The sequence below is a fragment of the Psychrobacter halotolerans genome (assembly GCF_039680845.1).
Taxonomy (GTDB): Bacteria; Pseudomonadota; Gammaproteobacteria; order Pseudomonadales; family Moraxellaceae; genus Psychrobacter.
Window position 1 is genome coordinate 636,524 of the sequence record NZ_JBDKWD010000002.1, and the last position, 16,354, is coordinate 652,877.

The following is a 16,354-nucleotide window of genomic DNA, read 5'->3' on the forward strand; positions in this document are numbered from 1 at the left end:
ACTGTTTGTTGATTAGAATCTTTTATCGTCTAACATTGTTTGAAAGAATATCAAATATAGTCAATCCAATATAAAAAAGGCACAGCGAGAATGGGACTCATTTTTTGATGCCTCTGTCGGCGGAGGCACAGCAAGCCAGAAAAATTGGTTCCAGTCTCGCTCTATCCTTTCTTGTATCCAGTTTATTTAGGATCAACTATAGCTATTTTTTCAAAACGAGCAATCGATTCAACGTGACCTGTGTGGCAGAACATATCCATCACGCCCGCATGAGTCAAGCGATAGCCTTGCTCTAATAAAGCTTTGGTATCGCGAGCAAGTGTCGCTGGGTTGCAAGACACATAAACAATGCGCTCGGCGTTGAATTTGGGTAAATACTGCATAATCTCCCAAGCACCAGAACGCGGTGGATCAATCAATAATGCATCAAAGCCCTGATTGGCCCAAGGTTTGTCGGTGCAGTCTTGCGTCAAGTCTTGGCTATAAAACTCTGTATTACTGATACCGTTACGACGAGCATTATCGGCTGCCCGTAACGTCATCGCTTCACTGCCTTCAACCCCAACAACTGAGCCGGTTTCCCCAACAAGGCGTGCTAATGGCAAGCTAAAGTTACCAAGACCGCTGAATAGATCCAGTACGCGTTCGCCTGCTTTTAAATCCAGTAAGTCACAAGCAAGCTTCGTCATTTGGCGGTTTACAGACAAGTTAACTTGAGTGAAGTCAGTCGGAATAAATTCAAAAGTCAGATCATATTCTGGCAACTGATAATACAGACGCCCAAACTGCTGACTCATATCGTCAGCGTCTGTTAAGGCGATACGTTCAATACTGTCAATGCCTTTAGATTGCAGATATAACTGCCAATTACGCGCAGCAAAAAATGCTTTTAATTTATCGATATCAGCGTCTGATAAGGGTTCTAAGTTGCGCACGATCAGAGCAACGGGTTGATTGCCATCTGGTAGCTCAGGGATTTGCTCACCCATCGCCAATTCAAGCTGAGCAATTTTGTCACGGCTCTCTAGACTACCGATGAGCGTTTTTAAGTTTTCAATTTCAAAACCAATACGCGGATCTAAAATATGACATTCATTCAATTCTGCTAAAAAATTGCTTGAGCGCTCACGAAAGCCAACTAGGGCCGTCTCTTTTTTGACAACATAACGCACGCCCAATCGAGCTTTGGTACGATAGCCAAGGCGGTCGCCAACGACTGGCTCAAGCCAATGATCAGGTGCTACATTGGCTTGATGCATGAGCATTTCAGCCAGTACCGATTGTTTAAAATTGATTTGTCCTGCAGGCTCCCAATGTTGCAGGTTACAACCACCGCAGACGCCAAAATGCGGGCAGGGCGGTACAGCACGCTCAGGGTTTGGGTTCGCAGTGATGCTGATAGCGTCACCTTCTTCAAAACTATTGCGCACATTGGTCAATCTGACCATCGCACTTTCACCGGGTAATGCAAAGCTCACAAAGACTTTTTTGCCATGTTTGTCTTCGGCATGACCGTCTGCTGTCCCAAAGCCATTACCATATACGGCAACGCCGCGACCATCATGCGATAAGCCATCTACTGTAAAAGGCAATGGCTCAGCATCTTTTAGACGACGACGCGTCTTTGATGAAGGTTTAGATTTTTTCTTATTGGGGGGAATCGCAATGGTTTGGGTCTCGCTGACATTTTGCGCCGCATCAAGTGTTGTAGACGTTTTTGAATCGGTGGGTTGCATAAACCTGCCTTAATAAATAATAAATAACTGAAAAATAAGAGTAAAAGTCATTACTTGCTCTACTATAGTGAGTTCGGTATAAAAACGATACAGCGGGACGGATATGAATTTTTTGCAGCCCTTACCTGCGAAGGCACAGTAAGGTAGAAAAATTTATATACGTTCCGCGTCATAAAATAACGTATCTATTTTATTTAGAACCGACGATACATACTATAATTTGGGTGCAGTAGACCAATCAGCAATGAATTCTTGATGACGTGCACTGCCATCGACGTGGGTATAGTTGACCAAGTAATCATGGCTTCGTTGTTGCCAAGACTCAAAGTCTGGTGAGGATAATTGCCCCGTTAAACGTAACCAGCGTAGATAGATCAGCCAAGTATTCATGACGTCAGACTCACAATAAATGGACAAGGTCTGCCAATCGCCATTCATAACCAAATCACCGACCATGCTGCCATCGACATCCGTCTTGCCGGGTAATCCATATAAGCTGGCGACCACATCCATGGCTTCGCGGCGACTGGCACCGTATTGGCTAAATCTATCCATCAAATCGAGGTGGCGAGTATGAAAGCGATTGACGTAATTATCAAAGCGCATGTTTTTGATACGTTCGCCTTCTTCAAACAACCACGGCGCTGATAAGTCATACTGCATGGCGCGATATATCAATACAGGTATATCAAAACCTGAGCCGTTCCAGCTAATAAGCTGCGGCAGTTTTTCAAGGTCACTGAAAGCTCGAAAAAATTTGGCAAGAATGTCTTTTTCACTGAACTTATCTGCCGTCAATGAAAATAATGACAACTTGCCGTCTTTAATATACAAGGCAGAAATACAAACAATGCGCTGCAAAGGCAGGCGCATAAAATCATGCCCTGCTTCTTGTGTGCGTATCGCAGTTAAGGCGCTGAGCGTATCCGCATCATTGAGATCGGCCAATTGCGGATAAATACGGCGAGCCGCTTGAATATCAGCGACTGTCTCGATATCAAAGACTAAGATGGGGTCAGATGGTAGAGCTTGTGACATAGATAATCCTAACGGTTTGTGCGTTAATTAACTGCTACGCTGTCATCGACATTATATAAACCGGTTGATAAATAACGATCACCGCGATCGCACACAATAAAAGCGATGACGGCATCAGGATTTTCTTTAGCAACCTGTATCGCCGCCCATGCTGCTGCGCCGGAAGAGACGCCTGCGAAAATACCTTCGTTCTTTGCCAATTTGCGCATGTAAACTTCAGCAATACTTTGATCGACATCCATAATGTCATCGACCAAGTCTGCGTCAAAAATACCTGGCATATAAGCGGCTGGCCAGCGACGAATACCAGCGATAGAAGCCTCTTCATCCGGCTGTAGACCGATGATTTTGATGTCTGGGTTTTGCTCTTTTAGGTAACGTGACACCCCTGTAATAGTGCCTGTGGTGCCCATTGAGCTAATAAAATGAGTGATTTTACCTTCCGTTTGCGCCCATAACTCAGGCCCTGTGGTCAGGTAGTGCGCTTGGCTGTTATCAGGATTGTTGAATTGATCCAATACAATCCCTTTGCCATCCGCTTGCATCTGTAATGCCAAATCACGTGCCGCTTCCATGCCTTCATCTACTTCAATCAAAGTGGCGCCGTAAGCAATCATAGCGTCTTTACGTTCTTGAGTAGAATTGGTAGGCATCAATAATGTCATGGGATAACCACGCATGGCGGCTACCATGGCCAGCGCAATCCCTGTATTACCACTGGTGGCTTCTATCAACATATCGCCAGGCTTGATATCACCGCGTTGTTCTGCTTGATAAATCATATTAAAAGCGGGACGATCTTTGACGGAGCCTGCAGGGTTATTACCTTCTAGCTTCGCCAGTAAGGTTGCTCCATTGGTAATGTGCGCTTGCTCAGGTAAGCGTTGCAATCTGACCAATGGCGTTTGACCGACGCAATCGGCGAGGACTGTGACTTGGGTAATAAAGTTAGCGTTCGACATGGCCGTAGTGGACATACAGTATCCTTATTGGTTTTTAAAATAACTTTTAAAATAGTCATTAGTTTTTTGACGGTAATTTTGCTTTTATACTTTAATACAGTGAAAATAGAGGCAATACAAGGATTTCACGAGTAATTACATTATGATAGACGTGCAAATCTGCTAATTGGTAAGAGGTTGTCTCATTATATCACTTTGTTTTTGGCTCCGCTGAGGCATCAAGAGATTTTGATAAATACGAGACGTTTCATACCTTGTCTAAAACTGTCTCTAAAACCTTATTTAAAACTCTATCTAAAACCGTGTTTAAAACCATGATTCACTCTCATTTATCAGTCATGAGTAACAATGATGGCATTCGCGTTTATAAATGCTGCTAAAATACTGACAATAGATAGAGTAATACGAGCAAAAGCAACTGAGTACGACTATTTATACACAGCAAAAAACCCAGTAGAGAGTAGAGATTGCATGGCATACAAAAAACGTTTTGATACCAGTAGCGCGTATGGACAGCTCATTATATTGGTTTTTTTACCAATCTGTGTGTTGGCGGCCGTGGGCGGTATTTTGGTCTTCTATGAAACCACGCGTGCCAGCAATACCGAACAAGAAGTATTGGCTGAAGCGGTGTTGATTCGTCATACCCCAGCCATTGCTGAGCTGATTCCTGAACTATTAGAGCAAGCAGGTCAGCAAGATGATAGCGACGCCAATACCGATAAGACGGCGATGGAGCTTGAAGGTATTCGAGATAAGCTTGGCCGCATACAGTCTGAGCAACATGTACAGCGTATCGCCATTATCGATGAGAACAATCAAGTGCTCATGGCAGTGGGCTACGGACTGAATGAAGAGTGGCCACCCCTAGACATAAATGTAAAAGAGATGTCGTTATCACAAAAACCCACGCCTATCGGAACGGCTTATGGACGTTTATTAGGAGAGTTTGAAGGGCAACGGCTGTGGTTGTTGGTGGATATGGACAATGAGCCGCTCTATATTGCCCGCTATCGTATTGCCATGGCGCTGGTGATTACTGGTTTATTTACTATTTTAATCTTATTACTAAGCTTAAATATCTACTCAAAACGCTGGATAGCGCCCATTTATGAGCTACGTTTGCAGCTACAACGTACCGATGTCGATAATCTGTACCAGCCTATTCCCGTGGAGTCGGACGGTGAGCTCAACTTATTGCAGCAAGACCTTGTCAAAACATTGCGCCGCCTGCACAGAAGTTTTCAAGATCTAAAAGACCATGCCGAGCAAACCGAGGATGATTTGCGGCTCGCTTTTGATGAGATGGAAATGCAAAACATTTCTATTCGTAACGCGCGTGATGCGGCTATCTCAACCAGCCAAGCCAAGTCAGCATTTTTGGCGAATATCAGTCACGAGCTACGCACCCCTTTAAACAGTATCGATGGCTTTATCAATCTGCTGGCGCGCCATGGTGAATTGAACCCCGAACAAGACTTGTATGTACAGACCATACGCAAATCCTCAGCTCACCTGCTGGCACTTGTGAATGATGTTCTCGATTTTTCGAAAATTGAAGCGGGGAAATTGGTACTTGATCGTCATGAGTTTGATCTTTATGACACTATTTATGATGTGGTTGATATGCTCTCACCGGTGGCCGCAGAAAAAGGCCTGCGTATGGCGGTGCTGTTTTATAACGATGTACCGATGCGTATCAATGGCGATGCGCTACGCCTCAAGCAAGTACTGACCAACATCGTCGGCAATGCGATTAAGTTCACCGACAGCGGCGATGTAGTGGTGCGCGTCAGTTTGGATGATCACCGTGACAATTATCTGATGATTAGCGTGCAAGACAGTGGTAAAGGCATCTCACTTGCTGATCAAAAAATGCTGTTCCAAAGCTTTAGTCAGGGCGATCCATCCATCACGCGTCAGTATGGCGGCACAGGATTGGGACTGGTCATCTCCAAGCAATTGACCCGATTGATGGGCGGTGACATTGGTTTTCATGACAATGCTCAAGAAAATATTGCCAATCAAGGGGCGACGTTTTGGTTCCGCATGCCAGCGCATGTGGATGTGTTGGAAGCGGCCACAGGTCAGACGATTGAGCTGCCCGTATTAGCGCCGCTGGCAAGTGACACCGATGAGTTTAATGTATTGGTATGGATCAATCATACCGCCTCTATCCAAGTGCTCAAGGCCAGTTTGCAATACTTACCGATTAAATTGACGCAAGCCAACTCTTTACCGGGTGTTCTTGAGTCTCTAAAAGAGCGCGGCAATTATTGGGATTGGGTGATCGTTGACGACGATACCCAAGACGATATGATGGCGCTTCTCAAGCAAATTCGTCTGCATTATCAAGGTAAGCTTGCGGTATTTGGCTATCAAGTGGCGGCTGACCAAGCCTTGTTAAACCGCTATCATGCCAATGTCTTGTATGAGCCTTTGGATAAAAGACAGCTCTATGCCATGCTTGATACGCAAAATCGCAGTATGCCAAAGAGTCTGCAAGAACCGCGCTGGAAAGGAGTAACAGTGCTGGCGGTCGACGATCATCTGCCAAACCTGTTGGTACTAGACGCCTTACTAAGTGAGCTTGGTATTCAAGTTATTACCGCAAGTAGCGGTTTTGATGCCATCGAGATTATCAGTAAGCAACAAACCAAAACGCTCAAAACGGCCAAAGGTGACAAACAAAGTCTATCGAATAAAACGCAGCGCTCCAAAGCAGAGGCACGCCGTGAGGTTGGCAAAAAGTCAAACAATGGGCTTTATACCGAAGAGGTGGGTACTGAAGACAAAGGCGCTGTGCACGATAAAGGCAGCATTGACTTAATATTTATGGACATTCAGATGCCGCGTATGTCAGGGCATGAAGCCGCAAGACAGATTCGCAATATCGAAAATGAAGACAGCCGTATTCCTATTATCGCCTTGACCGCGCATGGATTGGCTGATGAACGGGACAAGCTTATCGCAAGCGGCATTAACGACTATGTGGGTAAGCCCATTAGCCAGCCACAATTGCTACAAGTATTGCAAAAATGGCTTGGGCGCACAACGACCACGCCGCAGTTAACGGCATTGCCAGATACGACGCTACAAAGTGCGAACTTGCAAGAAGAAGAGACGCCGTTTACAGATGTACAAAGCGGCTATGCGCCAAATGAAAACACTGAAGAATATTCGTCGTGGCCGTCAGACTCCACCATCATGGCCTATCCTATCGTTAAAGGTGAGCAAAGTGGTAGGGATGATATGTCTGACACAGTGAACCCGCGAAAAATCACTCGTCCTTTGTCGCTCAAAAAAATTCGAGATGATTATTTGCGTGACAGTCAGCCGCGTGAGGATTATAGACGAGAAACACCGCGTGTCACCCAGCCGCGTTACGAAAACTTTCGTTTGCAAAATCAAGAAGAAATGCCCTTACTATATCCAGCAAATGACAAGGTTACAAATAATAGGGTTGCAAATGATAGAGCTGACAGCCCCCGCAATGAGAACGCAGTAAATATAGAGTCAGCACCTTATGAGCAAAATAAACAAGACTCAGACGGCAAGCCGTTAGCTATTTTAGATTGGCAAGATGCGCTCACGCGCTCAGCGAACAAGCCAGATCTGGCGGCCAAATTGATCATTATGATGATCGATACCATCAATGATGAAAAACAGGCCCTAACCCAAGCATGGGAGGCGCGCGATCGTCCTATGTTAGCGCAAATCGCCCACCGTATCTTGGGCGGTAGTCGATACACAGGCGTACCGCAATTGCGTCAAGCCAGTCAGGACTTGGAAGATAAATGTTTATTGAATATCCAACATACCACACCCGCTCAGTTTGCTATGCTTGAGCCTTATTATGTAGCGCTACTGAGCGCTCTGAATAACTTACAAATGCTGGATCTGTCAGCCTATCCTCAGCTGAACTATCACCGTTTAAGTGAAAACGACATGACGTGGAAGATGATATAAGCTAGCTTATTAGCAGCGCTTTTTCCTATTATCTCAAGGTATCCCATTGAATGGCGGATAAAAGGCTTTGCTTTTTTTATTAAGAAAAGGTTATGTCTGCTTCATGGATATAGTGAATTCAGTATAAAAACGAGACAGCGGGACGAATATTAATTTTTGAAAAGGACGATTATGAACGCGATTGCAGCTTATCAGTATGAGACATTACAAGTGAGTATCACCAACCAAATACTAACGGTTACCCTAAATCGTCCTCACAAAAAAAACGCCATGAGCTTTGAGCTCATAAATGAGATGATCGTGTTGGCAGGGCGTATTGGCAAGGATAAAACCATACGTGCGGTTATCTTAAAAGGAGCAGAAGCGACGTTTTGTGCTGGTATCGACCTCAGTGACTTAAATCATCCAAAAAACAAAGTATTTGCAATGTGGGAGCTGCTAAAACCATGGCAGAGCGCCTTTCAGCGTGTCTGTCTTGTGTGGCGCGAATTACCCGTACCTGTTATTGCGGTTTTAGAAGGCTATTGTATTGGTGCAGGATTACAACTGGCGCTGGCTTGTGATATTCGTATCAGTCGTTCTGATTGTAAGCTGTCCATCATGGAAGCTAAGTGGGGTCTGGTGCCAGATATGGGATTGACCCAATCTGCCTTTGGCGTTGTGCCAGCAGATACGCTAAAAGAGCTGGCAATGAGTGCGCGTATCATTGATGCCGAGGAAGGGAAAACCTTGGGTTTGATCAGCCACTGTAGCGATACGCCCCTTGAGCACGCACAAACGCTAGCAGCCGAATTTGCAGAGCGCTCCCCTGATGCCGTGCTGGCAAGCAAGCGTATTATCAACGCCATGTACCAGCAGCCAACAACGACCTTATATAAAGAAAAAGTCTGGCAGCTAAAAATGATGCTCGGACATAACCGTAAGCTTGCGCTAAGAAAAGCCAAGCAAGCGAGTACCGCGTTTGCCAAGCGTCAATTTAACTAATAACCTTTTTAATGAAATGGATTAAGTTTTCGATGTCATGATCCTATTGTTGCTCGGGTTTGTTTTGTTCATATCATACCGCTATTGAAATATAAGCGAAAAGTACAATATAACAGTGTTCGCTTACGCAGATACATGTAACTATGCACTATTATTGAGGGTGGTTGTTTCAATATTAAAGCGAAGTTAGCCATCCCGCACGCGTAAAGAATAAAATACTCACTATAGAAAATGGTCTGAATATGTCTGCTCCAAAATCTTCTCTACCCAATAAACCGATTGCCTCTGAGCGCGTACGTTCTGCTGATTTGCCCGTTGCATGGATTATGATGCTTGGACTTATTGTCGCAGTAGGGCCATTGTCTATTGATATGTATCTGCCAGCATTACCGTCTATGGCAGATGACTTTGGGGTATCAACCGCTTTTATGGCTAACTCTGTCCCCGCTTACTTTTTAGGGTTGGTATTTGGGCAGCTGTTTTATGGACCATTTAGTGATCGTGTTGGTCGCGTGAAGCCTTTATATATGGGTATGACGTTATATGTCATCGCCTCGGTTATTTGTGCCACAACGAACAATGAATATGTGTTATTTGTTGGACGGACGCTGCAAGCGCTTGGTGCTTGTGTGGGTGCGGTGGTAACACGCGCGGCCATTCGCGATCGTTTAACGGCCAAACAAACGGCCAAAGCCTTTTCTATCATGATTTTGGTCATGGGTTTAGCACCCATCTTGGCACCGTCACTTGGCGCGTTATTTTTACAGTTTTTTAACTGGCACTCTATCTTCTGGTTTTTGGCAGCCTTTGGGGGGCTTAACTTACTACTGACTAAGTTTTTCTTTTTTGAAACTTTAACCGAAGAAAATCGCAATGTACGTCCAGCCAAAGAAGTATTGAGCCAGTATTGGGATTTATTAAAAGACCCTACCTTCAATTACCCAGCGATTGGCGGTGGTTTATTGATGGGGGCGATGTTCGTCTATATCAGCTCCGCCTCTGAGTTGATTATGGATACTTACGGTGTATCAGCTACTCACTTTGGTTGGCTGTTTGGAATGAATGCGGCAGGCTTTGTGGCCTTAACCCAATTAAACCAGTGGCTCACCAATCGCTTTCGTATTTTAAGCATTCTACGCTTTGGTGCGATGATGCAGGTTATCTCCGCTGGCGTGTTATTTGTCATCGGTTTGCTTTTGGGTACAGACGCATGGCTGCCGCTGGTACTGGCTTGTATTTTCTTCTGCATTGCAGGTTTGGGTTTGACTCAGCCGAACGCTTCTGCGATTGCATTGGCCTTCCAAAAACGCCGCGCTGGTATGGCAAGCGCGCTGCAAGGCTCGCTTATGTTTTCTGTGGGTATTTTTGGCGGTTTATTATTAAATCTGTTTCCGGTCAACCCCGTCCTTAAGGTCGGTATTGCTATGTTTGCGCTGATGAGCCTTGGTACTTTTTTAGTTTGGAAAATCGATCGCAATCTCAATCTTGATGAAGCAGGCTAAACCCAAAATCCAAAACCCAAAATCCAAAATCCAAAATCCAATAGCTTTATAGTGTAATTTTAAAAGCATTTATACATTTTCGATGTATGAATGCTTTTTTTGTGTCTATCACTTTTTGAGCTTCCTACCTTATAACCTTATGAAATTATTTATTAAATAGCCATAAATTAGAAAATCTTAATTTATATAGACAAATTGTATGCAAAAACGACTAGATAGCGTAAATTTTGTACGATAACCCAACATAATTATTGCAATCGTAAAGACAGATAAGTATTATCTACGTAACTTTCTGTAAGATAATATTGTTAAAATATTACCTAACCTTGCTAGATTGTCATTTATCAATATGTACAACAACGTTAAGCTTCAAGGATAGATTATGATGCAGTTATATCGAGCGTTACCCATTTTGTTGAGCGTTGGCCTATTTGGTTGCGGTAACTCACCCACTCAAGAAAATGCGAGTGCAACTGGTACACAAGGAACAGAAAACACAGACACTTTCGTTAGTAAACTGCCTGATACGGCGCCTGTTGTTAAGGTTGCGATGACTGGTGATTTACCACCGTTCTCGTTCCAAGACGATTATGGCAATATGCAAGGCACCGATGTCGATTCTATTCGTGCCATTGGTGAAGAGCAGGGCTTTAAAGTCGAGTTTTATAAAGAAACTTGGCAAAACATGTTTGATAGTGTGGAGTCAGGACGACGTGACTTAGCGATTTCTGGTATTTCTTATAAAGACGATCGGGCAGTAAGATATGGTCTGTCAACGCCTTACTTCTTTAACCCAGCGACTATCATGTATTTGGATGGTAAGTTTGACATCAATGGTTTGGAAGATATCAAAGGCTTAAGAGCTGGTACGCTGGAAGGCTCTAAAGAAGAAGATACGTTAAAAGAGATGGGCGATTCGGTCGAGCTCGTTTCAACACCGACGGCATTCTTAGCGTATCAGGACTTGGTGCAAGGCAATACCGATGTGTTCTTATATGATCTGCCAGTTTTACAATATATTGTAAAAGGCTATCCAGAACATAAAGTTAAGATTGTACCTTATGAAGCGGCAGATGCGCCTTCAGCGCAGCAAGTCATATTGATGGCCAAAGAAAACACGCAACTTATCAATACTGTCAACGAAGGTATTGCCAAGCTTAAAGCAAAAGGGACTTTTAAAGAGATTGAAAATCGCTGGCTTGGCAGTGGAGATACCTCTGCTAATGTGAGCGCTTCTGATACTACTACTAAGCAATTGAACTAAGGAATTCTGAAGATGGCAACCACACCGAATATTGACAACAAGCGCTATCAAGGTCTCATCATTTCAATTGCACTATTTTTAACATTGATTGGTGCTTTGCTTGCGTTTACGTTTTATACCTCAAGTCTTTTAGAAAGAAACACCGCTCTCATCGACCAAACCAACAAAGTGGCGAATGACGCGCAAGCGGTTATTAAAGATCTTTTTGACTTAGATGCCAGCTATGGTGAAGATACCAACTCTCCTCACATCCAACGCGTACTGACTCGTTTAGAGGAAAATACCGCGTCAATTACCAGCTCTATCGCGGCGATTGAACAAGGTGGAGAGATTACTGATACCGAAGGCAGAAGTTATACTTTGCCAAGAATTGATAGTGATGCCCAAGCAAATATCGCTGCTGCTAACGAACAATGGGAAGCGTTAGAGCCTAAAATTCAGACGTATCTGAAAGATGCTGATAATATCATGGTGCCTTCTGCAGATAACTTGACGCAAGCCGTTGAGCAAGCAAAGACATCAAGTCTATTGATCAACGACTCGTTAGACAATTTGACTAATGATGTGTTTAACACCGCAGAGCGTGAAGCTGACACCATTCGTCTTATTCAGGCGCTAGGGGTTGCCGCAATCTTTGCCTACTTCTTGATCTTCGTATTCTTCTTTGTACGCCGTCTGCGTGAGACGGATGCTGAGGCGCTAGCGGCTCGTCGTGAGACGCAAGAAATTATGGAAACGGTCAATACTGGTCTATTCTTGCTTGATAAAGACTTACGTATTGGTCAACAGCATTCTCGAGCACTGAACAACATTATTGGTGCGGACAATTTGGCTGGAGAAAACTTTACCAACGTCCTACGTGGCCGTATCTCTGATAAAGATCTAAAGACCACCCAGCAGTTCATTGAGCAGCTCTATAATCCACGCGTCAAAGAAAAACTGGTGGACTCTCTCAATCCATTGCACAAAGTCATGCTACACAACACTTCTGATAACAAAGGATTGAATGATCGCTTCTTGGACTTTAAGTTCTCGCGCGTTTATGACAATAAAGACATTGCCCGTATTTTGGTCAACGTGAACGATGTATCGGATGCGGTTTATTTAGAGCAGCGTTTAGAGAAAGAGCGTTCGCAAAATGACATGCAGATTGAGATGCTAACCACTATTTTGAATGTAAACCCGAAAATCATTAACGAGTTTATTGCCAATACTCAGATGCACATCGAAAAGATGAACAACATCTTGAAAAACCCTGGTAGCTCACAATACGAGCTTGAAGGTAAGCTAAAAGCCATCTACCGTGAAATGCATAGCTTAAAAGGCGAAGCTTCTGCCCTAAAACTGCACAGCTTTACCAAAATTGCATCAGAAGCAGAAGACAAGTTGCATACATTACAAAACCAAGGTCAGCTATCCGGTAATGATTTCTTACCGTTGGCGGTTCACTTAGATGACTTGCTAAGCTTATCAAATACTATTTCGACCTTGGGTGAGCGTATCAACCGCGTTGCACCGAAAAGTGCAAAGCCTGCGCAAGCGTCAGCGGCATTGAATACTAATGTTGCAAAAACCGAAGTTGCAAAAACTGAAGTTGTAGAAGCTGGCTTTTCAGAAACGGGTGCTTCAGAAAGTATCATGACTGACAATGCAGCATCAAGCCATGCAATCGGTGGTATGGATACTGATATTGGTCAGAGTATCGATTTGGATAGTGATGCAAATGATGAGCAATTGTCTTTTTATAAAGATTTTGCAAAAGACATCGCCGTAAGACAGGGCAAGCAAGTACAGCTCAAGAGCGAGTCGTTGACGCAAGTGCAGATACCTGATCACCTTATTAAGCCAATCAAAGAGATTAGCATTCAGTTAGTACGTAATGCAGTCGTCCATGGTATTGAAACCCCAGAGACTCGTCATTCGACTGATAAGAATGCGGTTGGAACCATTGACTTAGAAGTGAAAGACAATGGGTCAGACATCGTACTGATGGTACAAGACGATGGTCAAGGTATTAACTATGACAGTATCCGTACAAAATTGAGCAAAGAAGGTCGCTTTAGTACGGAAGAGGCAAATCAGCTTGGTGAGAATGATCTGCTTAAACATCTGTTTTCTTCAGGTTTTTCTACTAAAGAGCAGACAGATGAAGATGGCGGCCGCGGCGTTGGTCTCGATATCATTAAAGCAAAAGTAAAAGACTATAATGGCAAGCTTAATGTAAATAGTAAACTGGGTCAGATGACACGGTTTGTCATTACGTTACCAAAAGCTTAATTAGAAACCGTAGGTATATTTGTCAAGGACGACAAGCACTTCATTAAAGGTAATAGATAAATTATGCATAAGTTAATGATTGTTGATGACTCAAATATTATTAGAAATCGTATTCAGCGCGCATACGACTCAGGTAAGTTCATGTTGGTTGCTACGGCCACCAGCGGTGTGCAAGCCATTGAGAAATTCAATATACATCGTCCTGATGTGGTTACTATGGACTTAACCATGCCGCAAATGGATGGACTTGAATGTATTGAAAAACTCATTGCTATTGATCCCGACGTCCGTATTTTAGTGGTCTCAGCCTTGTCTGATAAAGCCACTGGTATTGAAGCATTGTCGTTGGGTGCCAGCGGGTTTTTATGCAAACCCTTCTCAGAAGAGGAGCTTGTTGAGTCTTTGTATGAGCTGATGCAAGACTAATACTATTCAACGATTTAAGTAGATGTCATTATGAAAGAACAAAAGCTACAGATTTTTTTAAGTATTATTAGTCATTATTTCAATCAGTTTGGGGGAGAGGAGCTTATCGCTGATACTCCCTACTTATTGGAAAACAAACAGCCAAAAGTTCATGACTATACTGGCGTCATCGGTATCTCTGGTGAGCAAAAAGGGGTGGTGTATTTTTCAGCAACCCATGCGCTATTGTCATTTATTTTAGACAAAATGGGCGAAACTGATAAGAGTGAAGAGAACTACATAGATTTGGCGGGTGAAGTGGCCAATACCATTGCGGGCAATGCGCGTAAAGAATTTGGTTCAGAGTTTCATATCTCTGTACCCTTTGTGTTCAAAGGCTCACCGCAAAGTATTGTATTGCCGAACGATCAGCGCTCCTTTATCATTCCTATCACTTGGCATGATCAAGTTGGCGAAATTGTGGTTTGTTTGCAGGATTAACAAACCTGTCGCGTAATAAAGATGGATACTAATATATCATGGTTAAAGTAGAAAAATTGGGCGTGTTTTTGAGTTCAATCAACGCATTTTTTGCACAGATTGAAGGCTCAGAAGTGTCTATTGACACCCCTTATTTGAGTAATAATAAAAGTGCTATTGGTTTTGACTATAGCGGTATCATCAAAATATCAGGCCCGCTTGAAGGCTGTGTCTATGTGAGCGCGCCTAGCGCCATGTTGCGAGAGGTTATAAAAGTGATGGAAGAGCCTGATTCTTCAATCACGATGATGAAAGATTTGTTGGGTGAGATGGCCAACACTATTTCTGGTAATGCTCGTACTGATTTTGGCTCGGAATTTATTATTTCTCCGCCGCATATTGTTGAGGGCGCACCAAGTGTGTCTTATTTACCAAAAGATCGTCAAAGCTACATTACGCCATTTACGTGGCGTGGTTATAAAGCAGTGATAGGCATTTGTATCAATTAACGTAGCGTTTTTAAGTCTTGGTTGTTTGGCTATTGAGGGATTTGGTACGCCCTGTCTAAATCCAAATAACACCTCAAAAAAGCGGCACAATCTGTGTCGCTTTTTGTCGTTTAATAGCTTTAGCCACTGCTATCTGACGCCTGTTTCTAGAGCGATAAACTGCTGGAGGTTTCAATCGATAGGAGGTGATGATAGTATAATTATCAACCTTTATTGAATACGTATTACCAAGTAGTCGATCTTTATGAAGAGAATACATAACCTAGTCAATAAAATATTATTATATAGCTAAAAAGAATTTAAAAGTGTGTCCATATATTTTTGGCGCCTGTTACTAAAATCTACGCTGAACAAAGATTAGAAGATTTGGAGCACTAAATGGAAATTGAATTTGTCGGATTTATCGCTGTTGTCCTGCTGGCCTATCTAATCCCAGGACCGGACTTTCTACTTGTTAGTCGGTACGCTGTACAGGAAAGGCGCCTTGGATTAATAGCAGCGCTCGGCGCTCAAAGTGGTTTATGTATACATATGTTGATAGCTGCTGTCGGTCTTTCTGCCATTGCTGCGCAGTCTGCTGAGTTTTTTAATATAGTACGATGGTTAGGTGCAGCCTACCTCGTTTGGATGGGTATAAATGTGCTACGGCAGAGTCGTCATCCGATAGCCTCAAACGAGGTTCAAAAAGAGGATTTTTCAAATAATTACCGTCGCGCTTTCGTCAATGGGTTTTTGACCAATCTTCTGAACCCCAAGGCTATTGTATTTTTTCTTAGTGTTCTACCACAGTTTATGAATCCTGCTGCTGATGCTGTACGTCAGATACTGGTTCTAGGGGTGCTGGATGTAGTAATCGGCGTTGTATGGTGGTGGGGTGTAGTGGCAATAATGCAGCAAGTCGCAGGTGTTTTGCGAAAACCTTTAGTGCGTCAATGGTGGGATCGTCTTACTGGTGGTTTAATGATTAGTGCTGGAGTGTTATTAGCAAAAAACGGCACAAATTGATTGTAAAGTCTTAATCGGTATTTGTATTGCTTAAGCTAAAGATAAAGCCACTCTAAAAGATGACAGGTTTTTGCCAGTCAAATGGCTTGAAGCTTGGTTAGCTAAGCATTGATGATGAACCAAAAGAGGCGATACGATGAGTATCGCCTTTTATCATTTGCTGCCTTCACGTTTTAGGGCTATGTGCCTGTTTTTAGAGCGATAAACTGCTGGAGGTTTCAAT

Annotated in this window: 12 protein-coding genes; 9 read left to right on the forward strand and 3 right to left on the reverse strand. The window is 43.4% G+C overall.

Annotated features, from left to right (window positions below; all coding sequences use genetic code 11):
• Positions 1 to 182: 182 nt before the first annotated feature.
• The 3 genes from rlmD to cysM all read right to left on the reverse strand — a co-directional run bounded on the left by rlmD (position 183) and on the right by cysM (position 3,751).
• Positions 183 to 1,736, reverse strand: a complete 1,554-nt coding sequence (rlmD, locus tag AAJP47_RS06330) for a 23S rRNA (uracil(1939)-C(5))-methyltransferase RlmD (RefSeq protein WP_346717047.1) — start codon at positions 1,734 to 1,736, stop codon at positions 183 to 185.
• Positions 1,737 to 1,949: 213 nt separating this feature from the next.
• Positions 1,950 to 2,774 (reverse strand): 3'-5' exonuclease, encoded by an 825-nt coding sequence (locus AAJP47_RS06335; RefSeq protein WP_346717048.1) that lies wholly within the window; start codon positions 2,772 to 2,774, stop codon positions 1,950 to 1,952.
• A 23-nt stretch (positions 2,775 to 2,797) separates the two neighbouring features.
• The gene (cysM, locus tag AAJP47_RS06340; RefSeq protein WP_497198690.1) at positions 2,798 to 3,751 is read right to left on the reverse strand and encodes a cysteine synthase CysM; all 954 of its coding nucleotides are present in this window, start codon (positions 3,749 to 3,751) and stop codon (positions 2,798 to 2,800) included.
• 456 nt (positions 3,752 to 4,207) lie between these two features.
• Here cysM and AAJP47_RS06345 point away from each other — a divergent pair, with 456 nt between their 5' ends.
• The 9 genes from AAJP47_RS06345 to AAJP47_RS06385 all read left to right on the forward strand — a co-directional run bounded on the left by AAJP47_RS06345 (position 4,208) and on the right by AAJP47_RS06385 (position 16,131).
• On the forward strand, positions 4,208 to 7,705 hold the full coding sequence (locus AAJP47_RS06345; protein WP_346717049.1) for a hybrid sensor histidine kinase/response regulator: 3,498 nt from the start codon (positions 4,208 to 4,210) through the stop codon (positions 7,703 to 7,705).
• Positions 7,706 to 7,876: 171 nt separating this feature from the next.
• Positions 7,877 to 8,689: a crotonase/enoyl-CoA hydratase family protein gene (locus tag AAJP47_RS06350; RefSeq protein WP_346717050.1), complete on the forward strand. Its 813-nt coding sequence runs from the start codon at positions 7,877 to 7,879 to the stop codon at positions 8,687 to 8,689.
• 242 nt (positions 8,690 to 8,931) lie between these two features.
• Positions 8,932 to 10,191: a multidrug effflux MFS transporter gene (locus tag AAJP47_RS06355; RefSeq protein WP_346717051.1), complete on the forward strand. Its 1,260-nt coding sequence runs from the start codon at positions 8,932 to 8,934 to the stop codon at positions 10,189 to 10,191.
• A 382-nt stretch (positions 10,192 to 10,573) separates the two neighbouring features.
• Positions 10,574 to 11,455: a transporter substrate-binding domain-containing protein gene (locus AAJP47_RS06360; RefSeq protein WP_346717052.1), complete on the forward strand. Its 882-nt coding sequence runs from the start codon at positions 10,574 to 10,576 to the stop codon at positions 11,453 to 11,455.
• Positions 11,456 to 11,467: 12 nt separating this feature from the next.
• On the forward strand, positions 11,468 to 13,732 hold the full coding sequence (locus tag AAJP47_RS06365; RefSeq protein WP_346717053.1) for an ATP-binding protein: 2,265 nt from the start codon (positions 11,468 to 11,470) through the stop codon (positions 13,730 to 13,732).
• Between the two features lie 63 nt (positions 13,733 to 13,795).
• The gene (locus tag AAJP47_RS06370; RefSeq protein ID WP_346717054.1) at positions 13,796 to 14,158 is read left to right on the forward strand and encodes a response regulator; all 363 of its coding nucleotides are present in this window, start codon (positions 13,796 to 13,798) and stop codon (positions 14,156 to 14,158) included.
• Positions 14,159 to 14,188: 30 nt separating this feature from the next.
• Complete coding sequence (locus AAJP47_RS06375; protein WP_346717055.1) at positions 14,189 to 14,638, forward strand: chemotaxis protein CheX; 450 nt, start codon at positions 14,189 to 14,191, stop codon at positions 14,636 to 14,638.
• Positions 14,639 to 14,700: 62 nt separating this feature from the next.
• Complete coding sequence (locus AAJP47_RS06380; RefSeq protein ID WP_346717116.1) at positions 14,701 to 15,126, forward strand: chemotaxis protein CheX; 426 nt, start codon at positions 14,701 to 14,703, stop codon at positions 15,124 to 15,126.
• 378 nt (positions 15,127 to 15,504) lie between these two features.
• The gene (locus tag AAJP47_RS06385; RefSeq protein ID WP_346717056.1) at positions 15,505 to 16,131 is read left to right on the forward strand and encodes a LysE family translocator; all 627 of its coding nucleotides are present in this window, start codon (positions 15,505 to 15,507) and stop codon (positions 16,129 to 16,131) included.
• Positions 16,132 to 16,354 lie beyond the last annotated feature (223 nt).

Coding starts and splice junctions, on each gene's coding strand:
- rlmD (WP_346717047.1), bottom strand. CDS start 1,736: ATGCAACCCACCGATTCAAAAACGTCTACAACACTTGATGCGGCGCAA.
- AAJP47_RS06335 (WP_346717048.1), bottom strand. CDS start 2,774: ATGTCACAAGCTCTACCATCTGACCCCATCTTAGTCTTTGATATCGAG.
- cysM (WP_497198690.1), bottom strand. CDS start 3,751: ATGTCCACTACGGCCATGTCGAACGCTAACTTTATTACCCAAGTCACA.
- AAJP47_RS06345 (WP_346717049.1), top strand. CDS start 4,208: ATGGCATACAAAAAACGTTTTGATACCAGTAGCGCGTATGGACAGCTC.
- AAJP47_RS06350 (WP_346717050.1), top strand. CDS start 7,877: ATGAACGCGATTGCAGCTTATCAGTATGAGACATTACAAGTGAGTATC.
- AAJP47_RS06355 (WP_346717051.1), top strand. CDS start 8,932: ATGTCTGCTCCAAAATCTTCTCTACCCAATAAACCGATTGCCTCTGAG.
- AAJP47_RS06360 (WP_346717052.1), top strand. CDS start 10,574: ATGATGCAGTTATATCGAGCGTTACCCATTTTGTTGAGCGTTGGCCTA.
- AAJP47_RS06365 (WP_346717053.1), top strand. CDS start 11,468: ATGGCAACCACACCGAATATTGACAACAAGCGCTATCAAGGTCTCATC.
- AAJP47_RS06370 (WP_346717054.1), top strand. CDS start 13,796: ATGCATAAGTTAATGATTGTTGATGACTCAAATATTATTAGAAATCGT.
- AAJP47_RS06375 (WP_346717055.1), top strand. CDS start 14,189: ATGAAAGAACAAAAGCTACAGATTTTTTTAAGTATTATTAGTCATTAT.
- AAJP47_RS06385 (WP_346717056.1), top strand. CDS start 15,505: ATGGAAATTGAATTTGTCGGATTTATCGCTGTTGTCCTGCTGGCCTAT.